Below are 22,902 nucleotides of genomic sequence, written 5' to 3' on the forward strand. Positions count from 1 at the left end.
GGTCAGGGATGTCCCAACCCGCAACGCTCCACCACAAAGGCCGCCACCGCTTCGGCGTCGTTCAAATCCAGAACGGGAACCGGGCAGCCGGGAACCGGGCCGTCACTGGCCACCGCGACGATGCTGGAATCGCCCGCCGCGATCAACGGCTTGTCCACCGCCGCCCGCCAAACCTCGATCTTCTCGTGCGGTTCGCGCTTGAAGCCTTCGATCAGCAGCAGATCGACCGGCGACAGCTTGGCGACCAGTTCGGACAGGGTCAGTTCCGGTTCGTCGTCGCGCAGCTCGTGCATCAAGGCCCAGCGGCGGGGCGAGCTGACCAGCACCTCCGTGGCGCCGGCGACGCGGTGGTTGTGGCTGTCCTTGCCCGGATGGTCGATGTCGAAGCCCTTGTGGGCGTGCTTGACCGTCGAGACGCGCAGGCCCCGCGCGGTCAGCGCCGGAATCAGCCGGACCATCAGCGCCGTCTTGCCGCTGCCGCTCCACCCGGTCAGTCCAAATATTTTCATAAGACGGCCCTCAGCCGACGCGGCGGGCGGATTGGGGCGGGACCGGCTTTTGTTCGGCCATCATGTGGGTCAGCCCAGCCCGCATGTAATCCCAGCCTGTGTAGAAGGTCAGCGCCGCCGCGATCCACAGGCCGACGGTGCCGACGAAGGTGACGGGGAACTCCGCCGGGCCGTGATCGCCGACGATCAGAAAGCCCAGCGCGACCATCTGGATCGCCGTCTTCCATTTGGCCAGCCACGTCACCGGCACGCCGACATGCAGGCCCGCCAGATACTCGCGCAGGCCCGACACCAGCACCTCGCGCAGCAGGATGACCACGGCGGGCAGAATCGACAGACCGTTCAGCCGGTCGAAGCCGACCAGCATGATCAGCGTCGCCGCCACCAGCAGCTTGTCGGCGATGGGGTCCAGGAACTTGCCGATCACGCTTTCCTGCGCCCAGGCGCGCGCCAGATAGCCGTCGAACCAGTCGGTGACGCAGGCAGCCCCGTAGAGCGCGCAGGCCGTGTAGGCCGCCCACGCCTCCGTCACATAGAACAGGCCGACGACCGGCGGGATGACCGCGATGCGCGACAGGGTCAGCAGGTTGGGCAGGCTGGTCAACATGGTCAGAGGCTCGAACCGCTGGAGGGGGCGAAGGAGGCGGGCGCGCGCATTCTAACCGTCGGGATGGAAGTGATCGTATATCTTTTTTGCAACCGTCCGATTGACGCCCTCGACCGACTCCAAATCGGCCAGCCCGGCCCGCGCCACCGCCGCCCCGCTGCCGAAATGATGAAGCAGCGCCTTCTTGCGGGCGGGGCCGATGCCGGGCACCTCGTCGATGGGGGATTTGCCGATGGCCTTGGTCCGTTTGGCCCGGTGGGTGCCGATGGCGAAGCGGTGCGCCTCGTCGCGCAGCCGTTGCAGGAAATAGAGAACGGGGTCGCGCGACTCCATCTGGAAGGGCGGGCGGCCTTCGATCAGGAAATGCTCGCGCCCGGCGTCGCGATCCGGCCCCTTGGCGATGCCGACCAGGGTCACATCGTCGATGCCAAGCTCGGCAAGCACGTCGCGCGCCACGTTCAACTGGCCGATGCCGCCGTCGATCAGCACCAGATCGGGCCAGCTTCCCAGCGTGCGTTCGGGGTCTTCCTTGATGGCGCGCCCGAATCGGCGGGTCAGAACCTCGCGCATCATGGCGAAATCGTCGCCCGCCGCGCCCTCGGTGCGGATGTTGAATTTGCGGTAGGCGTTCTTGATGAAGCCCTCCGGCCCGGCGACGATCATGGCGCCGATGGCGTGCGCGCCCTGGATGTGGGAGTTGTCGTAGACCTCCACCCGCTCCGGCGGCGAATCCAGCCCGAAGACGGTCGCCACCCCTTCCAAGAGCCGCGCTTGCGAGGAGCTTTCAGCCAGCCGCCGCCCGTGCGCCTCGCGCGCGTTGGTCAAAGCGTGATCGACGATGCGCCGCTTCTCCCCGCGCTTGGGTTCGACCAGTTCGACCTTGTGGTCGGCGCGCAGGCTCAACGCCTCCGTCAACAGCTCCAGTTCGGGCAGGGCGTGGCTGACCAGCACCAGCGGCGGGGCGGCCTTGTTCTCGTAGAATTGGGCGATGAAGGCGGCCAGCACCTCCTCGATTTCGGCGGCCTTGTCGTGGCTGGGGAAATAGGCGCGGTTGCCGTAGTTGCGCCCGCCCCGGAAGAAGAAGATTTGGATGCAGGTGACGCCGCCCTCGCTGTGGGCCGCCACCACGTCGGCGTCCTCCACCACCCCTTCGACGTTGATGTCCTGATGGGCCTGGATGGCGGTCAGGGCGCGGATGCGGTCGCGGTAGCGCGCCGCCGTCTCGAAATCCATCGCGTCGGACGCCGCCATCATCTGGGCGACGAACTCCGTCTGGATGTCGCGGCTCTTGCCCGCCAGAAAGGCGCGGGCCTGCCCGACCTGAGCCTGATACTCCTCCGGCGTCACGCGGGCGACGCAGGGCGCGGTGCAGCGCTTGATCTGGTGTTGCAGGCAGGGCCGGGTGCGTGACGAAAACACCGTGTCGGCGCAGTTGCGCAGCAGAAAGGCGCGCTGCAAGGCGGTGATCGTCCGGTTGACCGCGCCCGCCGACGCGAAGGGGCCGAAATAATCGGCGTCCCGCCCGCGCGCCCCGCGATGCTTGGTGAGCTGCGGGTAATCATGGTCTTTGGTTATCATGATGTGCGGGAAGGTTTTGTCATCCCGCAGCAGCACGTTGTAACGCGGCGCCAGCCGCTTGATGAGGTTCGATTCCAGCAGCAGCGCCTCGACCTCGGTGTGGGTCGTGACGAACTCCATGCTTTCGGTTTCCGACACCATGCGCTGAAGGCGGACCGGCAGCTTGACGACCTGGGTGTAGTTCGTCACCCGGCGCTTCAGATTGCGCGCCTTGCCGACATAGAGCACCGCCCCGTCGCCCGCCAGCATCCGGTAAACGCCCGGCGTCTGCGGCAGGGTTTTCAGATGCTCGCGAATGATCTCGACGCCGCGCGCCAGGTCGGCGGGACGGCGGCGCGCGCGGGCGGGCGCGCCGTTCACCGGGTCAGGAGCGTCGGGCGCGGAAGCCGCCCCGGAGCCGGGCGGGGTGTCGGAGGAATGCGTGTCGGACATGGCCCGACTGTCGTCGAGCCGACGCGCGCGGTCAACCGTCCGCCGCGTCATGGGCGCCGCGCGGCGACTCACCCTTGCCCACCGAGCGCCGCAGACTATCCACCGATCCTGTGGATAAGTTTGTCGATAACAAAGGGGGGAAGGGGTCGGAACCCAAGCGCCGCAAGGACTCTCAGGCATATGCCTAAAAATTAGGCATTTTCGCTAAGCCATTGATTTCTTTACGTCAGCTCCGAGTCAAGCGCGTCAAATGACCCTGCGGCACAAAAATGTCATTGATTGCAAACGCCCTCTTGCGCCGGTCTGGACACCTGTGTAAAACGCGCGGTCCTTTCCGGTGCCATCCTGGCCGCCGGGCGACAAATCCCCACGCGCGGAGTCGGTGAACGGAACGGGAGCGGCGGCTACTCGACCGGCACGAAGCCATGCGCGGGCTGCGCCCATCCCAGATGTTCCCCCCCGTCCAGGGCGATCATTTGGCCGGTCATGGCCGGGGCGGCGATCAGAAAGCGGATGGCGGCGCAGATCTCCTCCGGGGTTGTCCCACGGCGCAGCGGGGTCGAATCCCACTGGGCGGAAAACTCCTCCTCGGTCTGCCGATCATTCCGCAGGGTCGGGCCGGGACCGATGCCGTTGACGCGGATGCGCGGGGCCAGCGCCTGGGCCAAGGTTCGGGTCAGCGCCCACAGCCCCATCTTGGACAGGGTGTAAGAGAGAAAGTGCGGCGTCGGGTTCCACACCCGTTGATCCAGAAGATTGACGATCAGGCCGCGTTCGTCGGACGGCAGATGGGCGGCGAAGGCCTGCGACAGGACGAAGGGGGCGCGGAGGTTGGCCTCCATATGCGTGTCCCAGCTTTCGCGGGTCGCGTCCTCAACCCCGTCGCGCTCGAAGCGCGAGGCGTTGTTGACCAGAAGGGTCAACGGGCCGAGGCTTTCGACGGCGGCGGGCAGCAGCGCCTGCACCTCCGCCTCGCTCCCCAGATCGGCGGACAGGGCGACAGCCCGACCGCCCGCCTGGACGATCTGCGCCACCACCTCCGCCGCCGCGCGGCCTGAACGGTGGTAATGCACCGCGACGGCCCAGCCCTGGGCCGCCAGATCGAGCGCGATGGCCCGCCCTATGCGTCTGCCGGCCCCGGTGACGAGGGCCGCTTTCCTCTTGATCTCAACCATGCCGTCATACGTACCTTGCCATCGCTGCGGGTCAAGGGGGATGGAGGAGAGCCGACGATGTTGCGCGAGGCGTTCGAGTATCTGACAACCCCATGCGACCCGCTGGCCCGCCGGTTGGGCTATCTGTCCGAAGCGGTGGCGCTCGGGTCCCGTCACCGTCGCCAGCGCCAAAACTGGGCGCCTCATGTCGCCGCCTGCCGCCGCTTCATCGCACAAGCGGCGGCACAAGCCCCCAAAGGCGGGCAGGCCGTGGTCCTTGGATCGGGGCTGTTGATCGAAATCCCCCTGGAGGATCTGACCGCCCGTTTCGACGAGGTTCTGTTGGTCGACATTGTCCACAGCCGATCCGTCCGCAGACGAGTCGCCGGGATGCCCATGGTTCGGCTGGTCGCGCTGGACGTGACGGGGGCGCTCGCGCCGCTGGACGAGGCGTTGGAGAGGGGATGGGATCTGCCAACCGGATTCACCCCGCCCGCCCTGCCCGGCTCCCCGCCCTGCGCCTTCGCCATCTCCTGCAATCTGCTCTCGCAACTGCCGCTGATGCCGTTGGACGCCATCGAGCGCCGCGCGCCAGCCATTCCCGACGCCGCACGGTTGGCCTTCGCCCAGCGACTCGCCACCGATCATCTGCGCTGGCTGGCCGGGCTGGCCGAGCGCGCCGCCCTGTTCAGCGACACCGAAAGCCTGTGGTTGAACAACGGCGCCGTCATCGAGCGTGAGGATTCGGTCTGGGGCCTTCCCCTGCCCGCCCCTGACAGCTCCTGGCTGTGGGACATCGCCCCGGCGCCGGAGCAGGATTCTCGGCGTGATCTGCGGCACAGCGTCGGCGGTTGGTTCGATGTCGCTGGCCTTGTCAACAGTCTGCCCGCCGATTGCCCGCCGCCCCGTTGATTGACCCAGCGGATGCCGAAAGCGAGGAGCGGCGATGCGCGATGCGCGTTTCTTGGGACAGCTTTGTTGTCCTATCCTCACGGTCAGAAACAAGAAAGTCCTGGGAGGGGACGTCTCTCGTCAACGAGGAGATTCCCCAGCCATGTCCACGAACGCCCCCCTTTACGAACGCGATCCCCGCACCCACGACGAGATCATGCTCGCCGCCCGCCAGATGCGCGCCGACTACATGCGCGAACTGTTCGGCAAGCTGCGCACGGCCCTGTTTGGCGGCCACGCCGCCGCCAACCATGGCCCGGCCAAGCATGGTCCGACCCTGGCGCCCCACGCCCATTGATACCCAGACGGCCATCGTGATTTCTGCTAGACTAAGGCGGACCGTGACGTTTGCCCTCACCTGTGGCAGGGTCCGGTCCCTCTTATCCTAGCAAGGAATATTGCGTTGTCTCTGCTGCACACCGGCCGAACCTATGAACTCCGCGACACCCCGGAACGCCTTCTCGCCGTCTGGCCAGTGGTTCGGGACGCCGATTCCGACGCCGTCATCGTCACGGCGGCGGGCGACAACATTGGCGTGATCGGCACCAACAGCCAAGAGGCCATGGCGCTGGGCAAACGCGCTCTGGGCTGATGCTGTTCCAAACGCCAAGGGGCGGAGACAGCGGCTGTCGCCGATTGTCTCCGCCCCTTGGCGTTTGTGCGTTCTGAGGCTTATTGAGCCGTTACAATTTCGCCATGCAGGGTGCAGGCGGCTTCCGCGAGATCGACGAAACGGTCGGTGATCTCATCGGGCTGGGTGATTGTTTTTGAATCCTCGCCCGGGAAGGCTTGCGTCCGCAGCTTGGTCGCCACCACGCCGGGGTCGATCAAATTCACCCGCAGCGGCGACGCGGCGATTTCCATCGCGTAGGTTTTCACGATCATTTCCAGCGCCGCCTTGCTGGCCCCATAGGGACTCCAGTAGGGATAGGGCGCCTTGGCCGCCGCCGAGGTGACGAAGATCGCGCGCCCGGACTCCGACGTGCGCAGCAGGCGGTCCAGCGAGCGGATCAGCCGGTAATTCGCCGTGACGTTCAGATCCATCACCCGCGACCACAGCTTGGGATCATACTGGGCGATGGGGCCGAGCGCCTCCAGGGCGCCCGCGTTGCTGACCAGAATGTCGAGCTTGCCGAAACGCTCGTAGATCGAAAAACCCAACTGGTCGATCTTGTCGTAATCGCGCAAATCCAACGGAACCAAGGTGGCGTTGCGCCCGGTGGTCTTCAGGATGGCGTCGTCCACCTCCTCCAACCCGCCGACGGTGCGGGCGGTCAGGATGACGTGCGCGCCCTCGGCGGCGAATCGCTTGGCGACGGCGGCGCCGATGCCGCGCGACGCGCCGGTGACAAGAGCGATGCGACCGGACAAACGGGACATGGGATCAAGCTCGGTTGGTTGGAAAGGGTCTTGTAGCCCTCCCCCGATCCGGGAGAGGGCGTCTTCAATCGCTTACGCCCGCGCCGGAACGCCCGGCTCGTTTGTCGGGTTGTCCAGCGCGTCGGTCAACGCGATGGGGTAGTCGCCGGTGAAGCAGGCGTCGCAATAGCTCAGCTTGGCCGGGTCGCGCTTCTCCTCGCCCATGGCGCGGTACAGACCGTCCAGCGAGATGAAGGCGAGGCTGTCGGCCTGGATGAACTCGCGCATCTGCTCCACCGACATGCGATGCGCCAGCAGCTTGCTCTGTTCCGGCGTGTCGATGCCGTAAAAGCAGGGGTGCGAGGTCGGCGGGCTGGAGATGCGCATGTGCACCTCGGCGGCTCCAGCGGCGCGCACCATCTCGACGATCTTCTTCGACGTCGTGCCGCGCACGATGGAATCATCCACCAGAATGACGCGCTTGCCCTCGATCATCGCCCGGTTGGCGTTGTGCTTCAGCTTGACGCCCAGATGGCGGATCTGGTCGGTCGGCTCGATGAAGGTGCGGCCGACATAATGGTTGCGGATGATGCCGAGGTCGAACGGCACGCCCGCTTCCTGCGCGTAACCCAGCGCCGCCGGAACGCCGCTGTCGGGCACCGGCACGATGACGTCGGCGGGAACGCCCGCCTCGCGCGCCAGCTCACGCCCGATGCGCTGGCGAGCCTGATAGACGGAGGTCCCCTCCATCACGCTGTCGGGGCGGGCGAAATAGATGTATTCGAAAATGCAGAAACGGCGGCCCTGCGGCTGGAACGGGCGCAGGCTGTGGACGCCGTCGGAATCGATCACGATCATCTCGCCCGGCTCGACGTCGCGCACCAGCTCGGCGCCGACGATGTCGAGCGCGCAGGTCTCGCTGGTCAGCATGTGGACGTCGCCCAGCTTGCCCAGCACCAGCGGACGCACGCCCAGCGGGTCGCGCACGCCAATCACCTTGTTGGCGGTCAACGCCACCAGCGAGAAGGCGCCCTCGACCTGACGCACCGCCTCGATCAGCCGGTCAACCGGCGAACCGCCGCGCGCCGTCGCCATCAGATGGACGATGACCTCGGTGTCGGTGGAGGATTGGAACAGGCAGCCCCGGCGGACCAATTGGCGGCGCAGGGTCTGCGCGTTGGTCAGATTGCCGTTGTGGGCCAGCGCGAAGCCGCCGAACTCAAAATCGGCGTAGAGCGGCTGAACGTTGCGGATCGAGGTGTCGCCGGTGGTGGCGTAGCGGACATGGCCGATGGCCGACGCGCCCTTCAGCTTGGCGATGATCGCCTCGGAGCTGAAATGATCGCCGACAAGGCCCAGCGTGTGCTGAAGATGAAAGCGGCTGCCGTCGAAGCTGACGATGCCCGCCGCCTCCTGACCGCGATGTTGCAGGGCGTGCAGCCCCAGCGCGGTGATGGCGCCCGCTTGCGGGTTGCCGTAGATGCCGAACACGCCGCACTCTTCGCGCAGCTTGTCGTCGTCAAACGGATGCGTCGTCAGCATCTCAAAAGTCCTTCGTTAAAAGCGCCCCGTGGAAGAGGCGCCATCAGCCGGAGTCAGCGCAGCATTAAGGGTGTCGAGCGGCGCGACTCATCGCGCATTCTGAATCAGCCGTTCAAGGTCGCCGCGTTCGCGGTCCTTATAGCCGGTATCGGTTGGCGGCGCACCCCCGGTCTTCGAAGGGCTGGGCACCGGAGTCGACAGGCGGTCCAGCGCCTCCTTGGCCTCCACCGCCTGCTTGGCGCGGTCCCGCGCCATGTCCAGTTGCCCCAGGCTTTCCTTGCGCAAATTCTCCGGGACGATCTCATAAACCAGCGCCGCGCCGGTGGCGAGGAAGGGGCGGGTCTTCGCCGTTTGCAGCCATTGCGGATGTTCCGCCGTGTTCGGCACCAGCCAGATGAAGAACAGATAGGCCACCGACACCAGAACCGCGCCCTTGGCCAGTCCAAAGACGAAGCCCAGCGAACGGTCGAGCGCCGACAGGCTGGAGTTCTGCACCCCGCGCGACAGCGACCGCCCCAGAATGGTCAGCACGATCAAGGCGACGATGTAGACGCCGACCGACGCGATGGCGTAGGCCAGCATCTCGAACTTGATGCGCTGCTGCACCAGCGGCAGGACATAAGGCAAGGCGTACAAGGTCGCCACGCCGGCCCCCGCCCACGAGGCGACCGACAGGACTTCGGCCACCATGCCACGGGTGAAGGCCAGCAAGGCGGCCAACAGCAGCACGGCGATAACGGCGGCGTCCGCCGGGTTGATGGGAAAATTCTCCATGGCCTAACGCTCTCAATCCTCGTCGCGATGGCGCGACCGTTGTGGCCGCGCGCCCGGCTGGAACAGCGGCATCAACTCGCCCAGATGGTGGAGTTCCACCGTCTTCAAACCGTTGTCGCCGCGCCCACCCCGCGCTCCCGTTCGTCTAGCCGGAAAAATCGCGGAGGAAAAGCCCAGCTTGGCGGCTTCCTTCAATCGGGTGTCGCTCTGCCCGACGGCGCGCACCTCGCCCGACAGGCCAAGCTCGCCAAAGACCACGGCGTCGGCGGGCACCGGCTCGCCGGTCAGCGACGACACCAGCGCCGCCGCCACCGCCAGATCCGCCGCCGGTTCGGTGATGCGCAGGCCGCCCGCCACGTTCAGATAGACGTCGTTGGCCCCGATCTGCACGCCGCAACGCGCCTCCAGAACCGCCAAAACCATGGCCAACCGCCCCGAATCCCAACCGACCACCGCCCGGCGCGGGGTGCCCAACGGCGACGGCGCGACCAGCGCCTGCACCTCCACCAACACCGGGCGCGTGCCTTCCATTCCCGCGAACACGGCGGCGCCCGACACGTCGCCGCGCCGTTCGGCCAGAAACAGCGCCGACGGGTTGGCGACCTCGCCCAAGCCGCCGTCGCCCATCTCGAACACGCCGATTTCGTCTGTCGGGCCGAAACGGTTCTTCACCGCGCGCAGGATGCGGAACTGGTGGCCGCGCTCGCCCTCGAAATAGAGAACGGTGTCGACCATGTGCTCCAGCACGCGCGGCCCGGCGATCATCCCCTCTTTGGTGACATGGCCGACCAGCAGCAGAACGACGCCGCGCCGCTTGGCGACGCGAATCAGCTCCTGCGCGCTGGCGCGGACCTGGGCGACGGTGCCGGGGGCGCTGTCCAGATTGTCCACATACATGGTCTGGATGGAATCGATGACGATGATCTCCGGCCCGTTGGTCTCGTCCAGCGAGGCGACGATGTCGCGCACGTTGGTGGCCGAGGCCAGATTGACCGGGGCCGACGCGCAGCCCAACCGCTGGGCGCGCAACCGCACCTGATCGACCGCCTCCTCGCCCGAGACGTAGGCGCAACGATGCTCCTGCGCCAACCGCGCCACCGCCTGGAGAAGAAGCGTGGATTTGCCGATGCCGGGGTCACCGCCGATGAGGATGGCCGATCCGGGAACCAGGCCGCCGCCGCACACCCGATCAAACTCGGCGATGCCGGTCATCCGGCGCGGCGGCGCGCTGCTTGACCCGGCCAGCCCAAAAAACTCCAACCGCCGCCCGCGCCCGGCGCCCAACCCCTTGGGGGCGCTGTCGGGCGCCGCCTCTTCGGTCAGGCTGTTCCATTCGCCGCAGGCGTCGCACCGCCCCGCCCATTTCGGGAAGGACGCGCCGCAGGACTGGCACACATAGCGGTTGGTGGGCTTCGCCAAAACTCGGATGGTCCTATGCAGGGTAAGACCGCCGACATATAGCAAGACCCTCCCCGGAATCCTATGGGCGAAGCCCGGAAAACGCTGGGGCTTTTTTCGGCGCGCCATGGTGGTAGGGTGGCGGCGGCGCGCACCAGCGTCGAACATTCAGATGACCGAGGGTTTCGTGGCGGATAAGGAAGGCAAGCGCATCGTCCTGCATGGACCAGAAGCGTTCGCGGCGTTGCGCAAGGCGTGCCGTTTGGCGGCGGAGACGTTGGATTACATCGGCCCCCACGTCGTGCCGGGGGTCAGCACCGGCCATCTCGACCATCTGGTCGAAACATTTCAGCGCGACCGGGGCGGCATCCCCGCCACCATCGGCTATCACGGCTACCCGAAGGCCTGCTGCATCTCGCCCAACCATGTCGTCAACCACGGCATCCCCAGCGACGACAAGCGGCTGGCCGACGGCGACATCGTCAACATCGACGTGACGGTGATCCTGGACGGCTGGTACGGCGACAGCAGCCGGATGTATTTCGTCGGCGACAAGGTCGGGATCAAGGCGCGCAAGCTGGTCGATCTGACCTATCGCTGCATGATGGCCGGGATCGCCCAGGCCAAGCCGGGCGCCACGCTGGGCGACATCGGCCACGCCATCCAGACCCTGGCGGAAGCCAACCGCTGTTCGGTGGTGCGCGATTTCGGCGGGCACGGCATCGGCCAAGTCTTTCACGACGCCCCGCACGTCGATCATTTCGGCAAGCCTGGAACCGGCGTTGTGCTGCAACCCGGCATGGTCTTCACGGTCGAACCGATGATAAACGCCGGGCGGCACGAGGTGAAAATCCTGTCGGACGGTTGGACCACGGTGACGCGCGACCGCTCGCTCTCCGCCCAGTTCGAGCATCAGATCGGCATCACCGAGGATGGTTGCGAGATCTTCACCCTCTCCCCCGCCGGTTTCACCCAACCGCCCTATGGGGCCGCGCCATGAGCGACGATTCCGAAAAGGATGCGCTGAAGCCCTGGAAAGTTCTCGGCAGCCGTGACCTTCTCGACGCCAGCCCTTATTTGAAGGTGCGCGCCGAAACCGTGGAATTGCCCGATGGTCGACAGGTGGAAAGCTTCTATCAAGTGGAACAGCCCGACTACGCCCTGATGTTCGTCGAGACCGAAGACGGTCACGTCGTCATGCTGCGCACCTACAAGCACGGCGCCCGCCGCGTCAGCCTGACCTTTCCGGCGGGCGCGATTTCCCCCGGCGAGGATCCGCTGGCCGCCGCCAAGCGCGAGTTGCTGGAGGAAACCGGCTATGAATCCGACGATTGGACGGCGCTGGGCGACTATGTGGTGCAGGGCAATCATCGCGGCTGCGCCTGCCACATGTTCCACGCCAAGAACGCCCGCAAGGTGGCCGAACCCGACAGCGGCGACCTGGAGGAGATGCGGATCGAACTCCACACGCCCAAAGAGTTGATCGACGCGGCGGCGCGCGGCGAATACGCCTTCCTGCCGGTCATCGCCATGCTGGGCGCCATGCTGGTGCCGGAACTGCGCGCCGGTCTGGGCATGGCGGCCAAGGGGCGTGATGGGGCGTGATGGCGGACGCGGGGAGGCCGTGTTAGCCTGACCGAGTTGTAAGCCGGAGGCTGGCATGGGCGCGCTGCGCAAACATCGGTCGATGACGATGGCCGAATTCCTCGTGTGGGAGGAGCGGCAGGACGAACGCCACGAATTCATTCATGGCGAGATCGTCGCCATGAATGGCGGAACGGTGGCGCACAGCCAAATCTCCGGCAATCTCTACACCGCCCTGCGTTCGGCTTTGCACGGCACGCCCTGCCGGGTGTTTCGCGAAGGCCTCAGGATCATGGCCGACGACTCCATTTTCTATCCGGATGTCTTCGTCACCTGCGCCCGGCTGAACGACCAGGACCGGCTGGCGACCGAACCGACGGTGATCGTCGAAGTGCTGTCCGACAGCACGACCAACCGCGACCGCTTGGTGAAGAACACGGCCTACCGCACCCTGCCCTCGCTGACCCAATATGTGATCGTAAACCAGCGCGTCGCTGCTGTGGAAAGCGTTCGCCGCGACGGGGCGAACTGGCTGCACGAGGTGGTGACGGGCGAACAGGGCGTGTTGCGGATTCCGGCGCTGGGCGTCGATGTGCCGCTGTCCGTGATTTACGAGGACACGGAAACCCCCTTCGATCTGGAAAAGCTGGATGAAAGCCCGGACGACGGCGCCGAGGCGACGGAGGCCCGAGACACCCCATGAGCGCCGATACAACGCCCGACCGACTCATCGCTCTGCTCGGCCTGCGACCGCACCCGGAGGGCGGCTGTTACGTCGAGACCTACCGCGCGCCGACCGATCCGCCGGGTGGGCGGGGCAGCGTCACCGCCATTTATTTTCTGCTGACGGCGGGCGAGCGGTCGCACTGGCACAGCGTGGACGCCGTGGAAATCTGGCTGTGGCACGGCGGCGCGCCGCTGGAGCTGTCGATCCACGACGAAGCGGCCCAGACGCCGACCACCCAACGCCACCGACTCGGCATGAACCTCAAAAACGGCGAACGCCCACAGGCGGTGGTGCCGGTGGGCGCGTGGCAGTCGGCCCGCAGTTTGGGCGCTTGGTCGCTGGTGAGCTGCACGGTGGCGCCCGCCTTTGACTTCGCGGGCTTCACCCTGGCGCCGCCGGGCTGGGAAGCGCCCAGCGCCTGACCCTTCCCAAACCTAAACCGTCACTCGTCGGCGTAGGGGTTCTTGCCCTTGCGCAGCAACAGCCGCAACGGCACGCCGGGCAGGTCGAAGCTGTTGCGCAGGTCGGCTATCAGGTAGCGCTGATAGCTTTCCGGCAGATCCAGCGGCTTGTTCACGAACAGCGCGAAGGTCGGCGGGCGGGTCTTCACCTGGGTGACGTAGCGGATCTTCACCCGGCGGCCTTCGATCAAGGGCGGCGGGTGATGGTCGAGCACGCCGCCGATCCAGCGGTTCAACTGCGCGGTCGAGATGCGGCGGTTCCACACCGCGTAGGTCGCCAGGATCCCATCCAGCAGCGTGTCGAGCTTGTGGCCCTTCAACGCCGAGATGGTGACGACCTTCACGCCCTTGATGTAGCCGAGCGCCGCTTCCAGCTTGTCTTCGACCTGACGCAGCGCCATGGCGCGGTCATCGACGATGTCCCATTTGTTGATCGCGATGACCAGCGAGCGGCCCTCTTCGATCACCATGCGGGCGATGGTCAGATCCTGCTTGTCGAGGATCGCCTCGGCGTCCACCACCAGAACGACGACGTTGGCCATGCGGATGACGCGCAGCGTGTCGGCGACCGCCAGCTTTTCGACCTTTTCATCGACGCGGGCGCGGCGGCGCATCCCGGCGGTGTCCACCAGCTTGAACCGGCGGTCGCGCCATTGCCAATCGACGCTGATGGCGTCGCGCGTCATCCCGGCTTCCGGGCCGGTCAACACGCGTTCCTCGCCGACCAGGCTGTTCAGCAGGGTCGATTTGCCGACGTTCGGACGGCCAACGATGGCGATCTGAATCGGCTTGACCAGATCCTCGGCGGGTTCCGGCTGATCGCCGATGGGAATCGGACGGTCGCCGACGCTCTCGACAACCTCCTCCTCCGTCTCCTCCACGTCGCCTTCCTTGTCGTAGGGCATCAGGGCTTCGACCAGATCGGCCATCCCCTCGCCATGCTCGGCGGACAGCGGGATGGGATCGCCCAGGCCCAACTCGTAGGATTCATAAAGGCCGGACTTCGACGCCTTGCCCTCGGTCTTGTTGGCGACCAGCAGGACTGGAGTCTTGATCTTGCGCAGCAGCGCGGCGAAATGGCGGTCGAGCGGAGTCACCCCCGCCCGCGCGTCGATCATGAACAGGGCGACGTCGGCGCGCTCCAGCGCCTGCTCGGTCTGGCGGCGCATGCGCGCCTCCAGACTGTCGTCGGTCACATCCTCAAGCCCGGCGGTGTCCACCACGGTGAAGGACAGGCCGCCGACATGGCCGGGGGCCGAGCGCCAATCGCGGGTGACGCCCGGCGTGTCGTCCACCAGGGCCAGCTTCTTGCCAGCCAAGCGGTTGAACAGGGTCGATTTGCCGACATTCGGCCGACCGACGAGAACGACTGTGAACGACATGGGGCCAAAGGCCTCCTAAAGCAGACAAGAACCAAGAGACATCACGAACGATCAACGGAAGGCGACAAGCGATCCATTGTCGCACAGGACATAGAGGGTGTTGTTGGCGACGACCGGCGGCAGATAGGAGGCGGCGGGCAAGGAGCGCGTCACCTCAATCTGACCATTGGTCGTGGACAGACCCAGCAGAACGCCGTTCGACCCAGTGACCCACAGGCGGCCACCGGCCAGAACCGGACCCGCCCACACGATGGGGCCGGACTTGGCCTTGGGATCGTCGTAGCGTTCCAGCGGCGCGACCCAGCGGACGCGGCCCGCCTGACGGGTCACGGCCGCAACCTCCTGGTCGTTGGTCACGACATAGAGGTAGTCACCGGCCAGCCAGGGGGTTTGCACCCCGCCGATTTCGGTTTCCCACACGCGGTTGCCGATGCGCTGGTCGATGGCGATCATGCGGCCCGAATGGCCGATGGCGTAGACGATGCCGTGATCCATCACCGGCAGACCACGAATGTCGGCCAGATTGCTCAACGCGCCGGTGCGGCGGATGGCGGCGAGGCTTTCCTGCCACGACACCCGACCATTTTCCGGACGCAGACCAAACAGCTCGCCCGACGAATAGGGGGCGACCACCAGCGCGCCGTCCGCCGCCGGGCTGGCGGCTCCCAGCAGACCGGCGGTTTCCAGGATGCCCTGGTGCGACCACTGAATCTCGCCGTCGCTGGCCGACAGGGCGACCAGTTGGTTGTCGAGCGTCAGAACCAGAACGCGCCCGCCCGCCACCGTCGGCGCGCCGCGCACCGGACCGGCGACGCGCTTGCGCCACAAGATGGAGCCATTGGCGGGGTCGAGCGCCATAACCTCGGCGTAGCCCGTCGCGGCGAACAGACGGCCATCGGCGTAGGCCACGCCGCCGCCGGTGGCGCCGCCACGCTCATTCTCCGGCTTTGTGTCGACGCGCCAGACCGAACCGCCGGTGCGCTCGTTCAAGGCCGAGACATGGGCCTCGGCGTCCATGGCGAAGACGCGGCCATCGGCGATCACCGGAACGCCCAGCAGCATGCGCGAACTGCCCGACCCGGCGCCGACGTCGCCGCGCCACGCTTCCGCCGGGTTGGCTGACAAAGCGAGGTGGCCCATGGCGTGGTCGGCGACACCGCCGGGCTGCGCCCAAGCGGCGTTGACGGTCGGCGACGGAACCGTCACGGCGACGTCGGCCAGACGGGCGTCCGGCTCCACCTTGCGCTCGCGGGTCAGGATCGAAACGCGCTGGCCCGGCAGGGGCGGATCGGCGGTCTTGCCGAACCAGTCGCCAACGGTGTCGCAGCCGCCCAGAAAAACGGCGAGCAGCGAAGCGGACAGAAGCGCCGAACGGCGGATGTTGCGAGCCGTGGTCATCGTTCAGGTCTTGCCGTAAAGGGAAGCGAGATCAGCGGCGCGCGACCGGACACCCGCAGGCGCCAGCGCGTCGTCCGCCAGTTGCTGGAACAGGCCGCGCGCCTTGGCCGTGTCGCCGCCCCGCAGGGCGAGCACCGCCGTCAGCTCCCGCGCGGAAAAGCGCCAAGGGCTGGTTTCGGCGGTCAAGGGTGCCAGTTTGGCGGCGAGCTGCGCCGGATCGCCGGATTCAACGCGCTGCATCGCCCCCAACAGGGTGGCGAGATCGCGGTACGCCGGATCGACCGAGCCGTTGGCGGCGACGCCGTCATAAACCGTGGCGGCGTCGGCGGTCTTGCCCTGACGAACCAGAAGCGCCGCCGCGTTGAATTGGGCGAGCGCGGCCATGCGAACCTCGGCCCCGCCCGCGTAGGCGGCCAGAGCCTCCACGCCCTTTTCCGGCCCCTGTTGGGTCTGCGAAATGGCGGAGACCAGCGCGGCGGTGTCCTGCTGCTGCTTGTTCTGCTGCCAATTGCGCCAAGCGGTGTAACCGCCGGTGCCGACAACCACAGCCACGGCGGCGGCGATCATGTAGCCGCCATATTGTTTGAAGACATGCTCCGCGCGGTCCCGGCGCAGATCCTCGTCAACTTCGCGGAAAATATCGCTCATGGCCCTGCGGTGCAGTCCTTGTTCGCGCGGCCGTTGGCGGCACGGGCGCTGGGTCGGGTCACGCTGAACCCACGCCTCCGGCATAACCGGAGGGGCGGTTCGGCATCATCACAGGGCCGGATAGCATTGGGTACCACGCTCGTCAAGAGCGCAAGACGCGCGCCGCCTCCGACCCCTTGGGCCGTTTTGATGAAAATCCGCGCGCAGACGCGGTTTAGACCGTCAAAGCCGATGCGGCGATCACCGCTTGGGTGCGATTTTTGACGCCCAGCGATTTGAAAATCGCGGTGACGTGAATTTTAACGGTGCCTTCGGACAGACCAAGCTCGTAGGCGATCTGCTTGTTGGATTTGCCCTGACGCAGGCAATCCAACACCTCGCTCTGACGTTGGGTCAGGCCGTAGCCGCCGTGACGCTCCAAAGGCTCCTGGAAACGGCGGCGGATCGGCGGCTCCACCGTGGCGCCCAACGCGCCCGGCGGCACATAAATTCCGCCGGACATCACCAGATTGATCGCCCCCATCATCACCTTGACGCTGCTGGATTTGGGGATGTAGCCGGTGGCGCCATGGTCGATGGCGCTGCGGATGTCGCTTTGCGCCTCCGACGCCGACACGATGACGATGGGAACGCCGGGTTGCAGAGCCAGGACATCCCGGATGCCGGAAAACCCTGGCCAGCCCGGCATGTGGAGATCCATCAGAACGACGTCAATTCCCTGATTGTCCCGGCAATGATCGAGAAGCTCGCCGAAGGTGCCCGCTTCAACAAACACCGCGTCATCCTGCAATTGTTCGAGCACGCGCCGCAGCCCTTCGCGGAACAGCAGGTGATCGTCACCGATCAAAATTTTCATGGCGCTGTTACTTTCGCTCGCCGACCCTTGCGGGCGTCGGACCCTGCGCCCAGCGCGCCCTCGTGACGCGCGGATCGACTCTCCGACGGCAACTGGTGGGATACATTGTTATCACGTTCGGTCGAGCGCTCGCATCCCAACAAGAGCCATAGGTCATTTGCTGTTTTCTTTGGCCTCATATCTTTGGTCAGGCATTTTGCAAGCGCATCTCTTCCCATAGGTCATAGAAACAAATGGCGGAATTCATGACGAGACTTGCTCAGGTGATTCGTTCATCACGGGTCATCAGCCGTTTTCATACGGGCGCATGTCCGACAACCAACAGGTCGACAACGCCTTGACGAGGAGCCGTTGCTGGTGTGGTCTTGAGGACGCGCGCGCGGGCGCCATGAGACACGGGGACGACATGACGGGTTGGCAGATCATCGGCGCCGCGATGGTCGGGTATCTTCTGCTTCTGGCGCGCAGCGCCTGGAAGCAAGGGGAGTTTCTCCAATTTCTGCGCAGCCTCGCCATTGTCGCGTTGCTGATCGGCAGCGTCGCCGGGGTGGTGGCCGCCGCCATCGCGCTCGATTCCCCGTAAGGCGCGCCCCTGCCCGCCTCGCCCGCCGCCGCGTTCCATGCCGACGCGGGATAGCGGACGAGGGGGACCGGCGCGGCGTCACCACGCCAGGATCGGACCGATCATCGACCAGCCATAGAGCGTCGCCAGCAGCACCGCCAACGTCACGCACTCACGCACGAAAGCCAGAACCGACATGCCAACCTCCCATGTTCGCGCTACGTTCTGATTTCATACCAGAACAAACATCGAACTTCAATTCGCATGTTCGCTCTTTGTTCCTATTTTGACCGCGCTTGTTCCGGTGTGAGCACAAAGCGGCATGGTGTCAGGATCGTTTCAAACACACCGATCCAGGGAAGGCGGTGGAGCCGCCCAACCGCTGGACGGGACGTCGGACGCGCCGCCAAGAACAGCGCGTCCGACGGATGACAACCACTTACAACGTGCCCGCGTAGGCCCCGCCGTCGAGCAGGACATTCTGCCCGGTCATGTAGCCCGCCTGGGCCGAACAGAGGAACGCGCAGGCCGCGCCGAACTCCTCAGGATCGCCGAAGCGGCCCGACGGGTTGGTCAGGCGGCGCGCCGCCATCTCCTCGTCAATGCTGCGCCCGGCGGCCTTGGCCCCGCCCTCCATCGTCTTGCGCAGGCGGTCGGTCTCGAACGGGCCGGGCAGCAAATTGTTGATGGTGACGTTGTGGCGAACCGTCTGGCGCGACAAACCGGCGATGAAGCCGGTCAAACCCGCCCGCGCGCCGTTCGACAGCCCCAAAATGGGGATGGGGGCCTTCACCGCCGCCGAGGTGATGTTGACGATCCGGCCAAAGCGCCGCCCGATCATTCCATCCACCGTCGCCTTGATGAGGAAGATCGGCGCCAGCATGTTGGCGTCGAGCGCGCGGATCCAATCCTCACGCTCCCAATGGTGGAAATCGCCTGGCGGCGGGCCGCCCGCGTTGTTGATGAGAATGTCGGGATCGGGGCAGGCGGCCAGCGCGGCGGCCCGTCCCTCCTCCGTCGCGATGTCGCCGACGGCGGTGGTCACGGTCACGCCGGTGGCGGAGCGGATCTCGGCGGCGGTCGCCTCCAAAGTCTCGGCGCTGCGGGCGGTCAGGGTGACGTGAACGCCCTCCCGCGCCAAGGCCAACGCGCAGGCCTTACCCAACCCCTTGCTGGCCGCGCAGACGAGCGCGCGACGACCGGCGATTCCCAGATCCATGGTCACTCTCTCCCGTGTGTTGCTCCAGCGCCGCCAGCACCTCGCGCGCCAGCGGAACCGTCACCCGGCGGTGCGCCGCCAGCGAGGCGTGATCGAGCGCCGCCACCACCCGGCGGGCGGCGTCGAGCGAACGCTCCATCCGCGTCAGCAGATAGGTGATGACCTCCAGCCCCGGCCGCAACTGGCGGTCGGCGAACAGCTTGACCAGAACGGCGGCGAGCAGCGCGTCGTCGGGGGCGTCCACCTCCACCGCCGGAGCGCCCTTGATGCGGGAGCGCAGATCGGCCAGCCGCGCCCGCCAGCGCGACGGCGCCTTGCGCGACAGCAGCAGCAGATGGCCGTTCTGCTCGCGCGCCAGATTGTAGAGATGGAACAGCGCCTCTTCCCGCGCCGGTTTCCCGGCGACCCGGTCGGCGTCCTCGACCACCACGGCGTTGGCCGAGGCGAGAAGCCCCGGCAGATCGGCCTGATCGAGCGTCTCCCCGTTGGCGATCACCGCCCGGCTGCGCGTCCGCCAGACATGGCCCAAATGGGTTTTGCCGCAGCCCGCCGGGCCATAGACGGTCAAGGCCGGGGCGGGCCAGGCGGGCCAGCGGTCGAGCCACGCCACCGCGTCGGCGTTGCTGGACGCGACGAGGAAATCCTCGCAGCCCATCGCCGTCCGGTGGCCAAGGTCGAGCGGTATCTGCGCCGGGGCGTTCATCAGCCGGTTTCCATCAGCGCTCTGGCTCCACGCCGCGATAATAGCTGCTGCTGAGATACTGGCGCAGGGCGAAGCGGGTCAACACGCCGATCACCGCCGCCACCGGAACCGCCAGCAGCACGCCAAGGAAACCGAACAGGCTGCCCCCGGCCAGCAAGGCGAACATCACCCAAACCGCGTGCAACCCGACCTTGTCGCCGACCAGCTTCGGGGTCAGGACGTTGCCCTCCACCGCCTGCCCGAACAGGAAAATCCCGACGACGACCGCGACTCGCCACAGATCGTCAAACTGCAACAAGGCAAGCCCGGTGCTGACCACGAAGCCGAACAGCGACCCGACATAGGGAATGAAGGACAGCAGGCCGGACAAAAGCCCGATGACCAGACCGAAATCCAGCCCGGCCACGGTCAGCCCCATCGCGTAAAAGGCGCCCAGCACCAGACAGACCGACGCCTGCCCGCGCACGAAGCCGGACAGCGTGACGTTGACCGCGTCCGCCTGCTCGCGCACCGCCTCGGCGTGGTGGCGCGGCAGCCAGCCATCGACCTTCTCAACCATCAGATCCCAGTCGCGCAGCAGATAAAAGGCGACGATCGGCGTGATGAACATCACCGACAGCACGTCGAACAGGGCCAAGCCGCGCGACAGGATTCCAGTGATGACGTTGGCGATCCATCCGGCCACGTCGCCCGCGTAATTGCCCGCCGCCGCGCGCAGACGCTCCACATCGGCGGGCGGCAGGCGATGGACCAGCCGGTCGAGCGCGGGCAAGGCGCGCTCCTTCACCACGGCGACGTAGTCCGGCAGCACCTGCAACAAATGGGTGGTCTGCCCCTGGACCAGCGGCACCAGCAGCAGGATCATGACCACCAGAACCAACAGGAACCCCAGGAGAACCAGCGACGTCGCCAGCCAGCGCGGCAGGCCCAGCCGCTCCAGCCGGTCCACCGTGGGGTCGAGCAGATAGGCGATGGCCAGCCCGACCACAAAGGGCAGCAGCATGTTGGACAAAAGCCACAGGGCCAGAACAAACAGCCCCAACCCAATCAACCAGAAGCGGAGCTGTTTGTCCGGAGTCACGCGACGCCCCCATGGCGGTTGAACAGCAGCGCGGCGCGTTGGGCGTAGGCGACGCCGGACAGCGCCGTCGTCGCCGTGCAGGCGTAAACCAGCGCGTCCACCACCTCCAGCCCGAACAGATGAAGTTCCGGCAGCCCCAGCGCCGGGGGGGCCAGCACGGCGGCGGCCAGCGCGATCTGAACCACCGTGTTCAGCTTGCTGACGATCAATGGCTGCATCGCCAGCGTTTCCTTCAGCGTGAACAGCAGGATGACGCCGCCGACGATCATCACGTCGCGGAACACCACCATCATGACCAGCCACAACGGAATCTGCCCGACATAGGACAGCGCGACATAGACGCCGATGATGAGCGTCTTGTCGGCCAACGGGTCGAGATAGCCCCCCAACACCGTTTGCGCCCGGAACAGGCGGGCGATGGCTCCGTCGAGCGCGTCGGACACCCCCGCCGCGACGAACAGCCAGAAGGCCCACTCCATCCGCCCGGTCAGGATCATGTACATCGCCAGCGGCACCGCCAGGATGCGCAGAAAGGTGATGATGTTGGGAACGCTCACGTTACTGGACGCTCTTGGCTGGCAGGGTTCCCAGATCGCGCGGCGGCGCGCCCAACCCGCCGGACGAAACCGCCGAAGCGCCCAGGGGAGCCGTCGGCGCCAGCGCGGACGGCGCGCCAAGCGGGGCGGCCATGGCCTCGCCGCCGCTGCGCGGCAGCAGGGTCAATTGCCAGTCGGTGGACACCGCGCCCGGAACCGATGCAGGAGCCGACGGCACGCGGGTCATTGACAGGTCGCGTTTGGCCAGCGCTTGCGCCAGCCGGTCGGCGTCGCCGCGATGGGTCAGCGTCACCAGGGCGGCGCTGCGGGTCATGGATTGCAAATCCGTCCGGGTCACGGCGGCGAAGCCGGTCAGGCGCTTGCGCACCTCGACCCAATCGGCGGCGGCGGCCAGCGGCACGCGGACCAGCGTCGATTGTTCCGGCCCGGAGGCCATCACGTTGTCGCGCCGCCACGCCTCGTCCAACTGCGCGCCGACCGTCGCCACCGCGCGGGTCAGCACGTCGCCCGCCGCCGCGTCGGGCTTGACGCTGACGGTCTGCGCGTCGCGCGTCCCATCCAGGCCGTAGCGGGTCAGATCGACGCTCAACCCGCGCGCCGGATCGGCCCCGCCACCGGGCAACTCCACCCGCGCGACGATGACGCCGCCCGCGTGGTAACGCTGGGCGATGCGGGCCAGCGCCTCCGGGTTGCCCGCGATGGCCTCCTCCGTGCCGATGGCCTGGGCGTCGGCCAACTCGCCGTCCGGCACCACCAGCGGCACCAGCGAGGACGCGGCGGGACGCTCCTCCCACGCGGCGCGCCAGGGGGTGCGGTCCTCCCACAGCAGGGCGCGCCCGGCGGTCATCGTCACCGGCAAAACGACGAAGGGCTTGGCGGGCGGCTCGACATATTGGCTGTTGCCGGTGACGCTGCCGCCGATGACGTCGCGCACCGCGTTGGGACGGAAACGCACGGTGATCGACCCGACATATTGGGTGGCGGAGACCTTTTCCTCGTCGATCTCAAAGCCCTGGACCAGCTTGGCCAGCTCCGTTTCCGGCAGCTTCGGCGCGGCGCCGCCGGTGGGGACGAGGCGCTTGTAAAGCTCCGTCCACGCCCGGCTTTGCGCCTCGCGGATCGCGGAATCGCGGGCGCTGTTGGCGTTGGCGGCGGTGATGTCCACCTTGACGCCCGACACGGCGAAAGCGTCGGCGGCGGTGTTGGCCGTCGGCGCGCTGGACGGCAACGGAGAGGCGGCGGGAGACGCCGCGCCGAAGGGCTGCCCTTGCGTGATCGGCGCCGGAGTCGTCTGCGCCAGGGCGGAGCCGCCCGACAGGGCGCAGGCGACGGACAGGGCGGTGAGACCCGCAAACAGCGGCGCGCGACGGCGGTGGAGCATTGCAATGCCTTCCGATTCGAGTATGTTCGGCCCGAGCCA

25 protein-coding genes are annotated in these 22,902 nt (G+C 66.8%); 8 read left to right on the forward strand and 17 right to left on the reverse strand.

Features of this window, described 5'->3' with window-relative positions:
- Positions 1-2: 2 nt before the first annotated feature.
- From mobB to D3877_RS04485, 4 genes are all read right to left on the reverse strand, one after another.
- Positions 3-509 carry a molybdopterin-guanine dinucleotide biosynthesis protein B gene (gene mobB / locus D3877_RS04470; RefSeq protein WP_119829525.1) on the reverse strand — a complete coding sequence of 169 codons (507 nt, stop codon included), beginning with the start codon at positions 507-509 and terminating at the stop codon, positions 3-5.
- Between the two features lie 10 nt (positions 510-519).
- The gene (pgsA, locus tag D3877_RS04475) at positions 520-1,116 is read right to left on the reverse strand and encodes a CDP-diacylglycerol--glycerol-3-phosphate 3-phosphatidyltransferase (RefSeq protein WP_119829526.1); all 597 of its coding nucleotides are present in this window, start codon (positions 1,114-1,116) and stop codon (positions 520-522) included.
- 51 nt (positions 1,117-1,167) lie between these two features.
- Positions 1,168-3,126 carry an excinuclease ABC subunit UvrC gene (gene uvrC, locus D3877_RS04480; RefSeq protein ID WP_238474730.1) on the reverse strand — a complete coding sequence of 653 codons (1,959 nt, stop codon included), beginning with the start codon at positions 3,124-3,126 and terminating at the stop codon, positions 1,168-1,170.
- Positions 3,127-3,530: 404 nt separating this feature from the next.
- Complete coding sequence (locus tag D3877_RS04485) at positions 3,531-4,301, reverse strand: SDR family oxidoreductase (protein ID WP_119829527.1); 771 nt, start codon at positions 4,299-4,301, stop codon at positions 3,531-3,533.
- A 57-nt stretch (positions 4,302-4,358) separates the two neighbouring features.
- On the opposite strand from D3877_RS04485, the gene D3877_RS04490 reads away from it, so the two are divergent.
- The 3 genes from D3877_RS04490 to D3877_RS04500 all read left to right on the forward strand — a co-directional run bounded on the left by D3877_RS04490 (position 4,359) and on the right by D3877_RS04500 (position 5,823).
- Positions 4,359-5,192, forward strand: a complete 834-nt coding sequence (locus D3877_RS04490) for a hypothetical protein (protein WP_119829528.1) — start codon at positions 4,359-4,361, stop codon at positions 5,190-5,192.
- A gap of 142 nt (positions 5,193-5,334) precedes the next feature.
- On the forward strand, positions 5,335-5,529 hold the full coding sequence (locus D3877_RS04495) for an RSP_7527 family protein (protein WP_119829529.1): 195 nt from the start codon (positions 5,335-5,337) through the stop codon (positions 5,527-5,529).
- A 105-nt stretch (positions 5,530-5,634) separates the two neighbouring features.
- The gene (locus tag D3877_RS04500) at positions 5,635-5,823 is read left to right on the forward strand and encodes a hypothetical protein (RefSeq protein WP_119829530.1); all 189 of its coding nucleotides are present in this window, start codon (positions 5,635-5,637) and stop codon (positions 5,821-5,823) included.
- Between the two features lie 80 nt (positions 5,824-5,903).
- On the opposite strand, the gene D3877_RS04505 is transcribed toward D3877_RS04500, so the two are convergent.
- The 4 genes from D3877_RS04505 to radA form a co-directional block, all read right to left on the reverse strand.
- On the reverse strand, positions 5,904-6,611 hold the full coding sequence (locus D3877_RS04505; RefSeq protein WP_119829531.1) for an SDR family NAD(P)-dependent oxidoreductase: 708 nt from the start codon (positions 6,609-6,611) through the stop codon (positions 5,904-5,906).
- 72 nt (positions 6,612-6,683) lie between these two features.
- Entirely contained in the window at positions 6,684-8,132 is a 1,449-nt protein-coding gene (purF, locus tag D3877_RS04510; RefSeq protein ID WP_119829532.1) for an amidophosphoribosyltransferase, read from the reverse strand.
- A gap of 87 nt (positions 8,133-8,219) precedes the next feature.
- Entirely contained in the window at positions 8,220-8,906 is a 687-nt protein-coding gene (locus D3877_RS04515; RefSeq protein ID WP_119829533.1) for a CvpA family protein, read from the reverse strand.
- Positions 8,907-8,918: 12 nt separating this feature from the next.
- Complete coding sequence (radA, locus tag D3877_RS04520; RefSeq protein ID WP_119829534.1) at positions 8,919-10,325, reverse strand: DNA repair protein RadA; 1,407 nt, start codon at positions 10,323-10,325, stop codon at positions 8,919-8,921.
- 151 nt (positions 10,326-10,476) lie between these two features.
- Here radA and map point away from each other — a divergent pair, with 151 nt between their 5' ends.
- Genes map through D3877_RS04540 form a run of 4 tightly spaced genes read left to right on the forward strand, consistent with a single transcriptional unit; the run spans position 10,477 to position 13,037 of the window.
- A complete protein-coding gene (map, locus tag D3877_RS04525; RefSeq protein WP_119829535.1) occupies positions 10,477-11,304 on the forward strand; it encodes a type I methionyl aminopeptidase in 828 nt (275 codons plus the stop codon).
- Entirely contained in the window at positions 11,301-11,909 is a 609-nt protein-coding gene (locus D3877_RS04530; protein ID WP_119829536.1) for an NUDIX hydrolase, read from the forward strand. Before map ends, D3877_RS04530 begins: the two co-directional genes overlap by 4 nt.
- 55 nt (positions 11,910-11,964) lie before the next feature.
- Positions 11,965-12,591: a Uma2 family endonuclease gene (locus D3877_RS04535; protein ID WP_119829537.1), complete on the forward strand. Its 627-nt coding sequence runs from the start codon at positions 11,965-11,967 to the stop codon at positions 12,589-12,591.
- Complete coding sequence (locus D3877_RS04540) at positions 12,588-13,037, forward strand: cupin domain-containing protein (protein WP_119829538.1); 450 nt, start codon at positions 12,588-12,590, stop codon at positions 13,035-13,037. The genes D3877_RS04535 and D3877_RS04540 overlap by 4 nt, the downstream gene beginning before the upstream one ends.
- Before the next feature lie 20 nt (positions 13,038-13,057).
- Here the strand turns inward: D3877_RS04540 and der are convergent, their stop codons facing one another.
- From der to D3877_RS04560, 4 genes are all read right to left on the reverse strand, one after another.
- Complete coding sequence (gene der, locus D3877_RS04545) at positions 13,058-14,458, reverse strand: ribosome biogenesis GTPase Der (protein ID WP_119829539.1); 1,401 nt, start codon at positions 14,456-14,458, stop codon at positions 13,058-13,060.
- A 51-nt stretch (positions 14,459-14,509) separates the two neighbouring features.
- Positions 14,510-15,856, reverse strand: a complete 1,347-nt coding sequence (locus D3877_RS04550; protein ID WP_119829540.1) for a PQQ-like beta-propeller repeat protein — start codon at positions 15,854-15,856, stop codon at positions 14,510-14,512.
- 3 nt (positions 15,857-15,859) lie between these two features.
- Positions 15,860-16,504, reverse strand: a complete 645-nt coding sequence (locus D3877_RS04555) for a tetratricopeptide repeat protein (protein ID WP_119829541.1) — start codon at positions 16,502-16,504, stop codon at positions 15,860-15,862.
- 214 nt (positions 16,505-16,718) lie between these two features.
- Entirely contained in the window at positions 16,719-17,360 is a 642-nt protein-coding gene (locus tag D3877_RS04560) for a response regulator transcription factor (RefSeq protein WP_119829542.1), read from the reverse strand.
- A gap of 406 nt (positions 17,361-17,766) precedes the next feature.
- Here D3877_RS04560 and D3877_RS30110 point away from each other — a divergent pair, with 406 nt between their 5' ends.
- On the forward strand, positions 17,767-17,943 hold the full coding sequence (locus D3877_RS30110; protein ID WP_199720695.1) for a hypothetical protein: 177 nt from the start codon (positions 17,767-17,769) through the stop codon (positions 17,941-17,943).
- Positions 17,944-18,361: 418 nt separating this feature from the next.
- Here D3877_RS30110 and D3877_RS04570 read toward each other — a convergent pair whose 3' ends face one another.
- Genes D3877_RS04570 through D3877_RS04590 form a run of 5 tightly spaced genes read right to left on the reverse strand, consistent with a single transcriptional unit; the run spans position 18,362 to position 22,863 of the window.
- Positions 18,362-19,141, reverse strand: a complete 780-nt coding sequence (locus tag D3877_RS04570) for an SDR family oxidoreductase (protein WP_119829544.1) — start codon at positions 19,139-19,141, stop codon at positions 18,362-18,364.
- Positions 19,080-19,844, reverse strand: coding sequence for an HdaA/DnaA family protein (locus D3877_RS04575; RefSeq protein ID WP_119829545.1), 765 nt, complete (start codon positions 19,842-19,844; stop codon positions 19,080-19,082). The genes D3877_RS04570 and D3877_RS04575 overlap by 62 nt, the downstream gene beginning before the upstream one ends.
- Positions 19,845-19,857: 13 nt before the next feature.
- The gene (locus tag D3877_RS04580; protein ID WP_119829546.1) at positions 19,858-20,925 is read right to left on the reverse strand and encodes an AI-2E family transporter; all 1,068 of its coding nucleotides are present in this window, start codon (positions 20,923-20,925) and stop codon (positions 19,858-19,860) included.
- Positions 20,922-21,482, reverse strand: a complete 561-nt coding sequence (locus D3877_RS04585; RefSeq protein WP_119829547.1) for a CDP-alcohol phosphatidyltransferase family protein — start codon at positions 21,480-21,482, stop codon at positions 20,922-20,924. Before D3877_RS04585 ends, D3877_RS04580 begins: the two co-directional genes overlap by 4 nt.
- Position 21,483: 1 nt before the next feature.
- On the reverse strand, positions 21,484-22,863 hold the full coding sequence (locus D3877_RS04590; RefSeq protein WP_119829548.1) for a DUF2066 domain-containing protein: 1,380 nt from the start codon (positions 22,861-22,863) through the stop codon (positions 21,484-21,486).
- Positions 22,864-22,902: the final 39 nt, after the last annotated feature.

Origin of the sequence: Azospirillum cavernae (genome assembly GCF_003590795.1) — a bacterium.
In the GTDB taxonomy this organism is placed as follows: Bacteria; Pseudomonadota; Alphaproteobacteria; order Azospirillales; family Azospirillaceae; genus Azospirillum; species Azospirillum cavernae.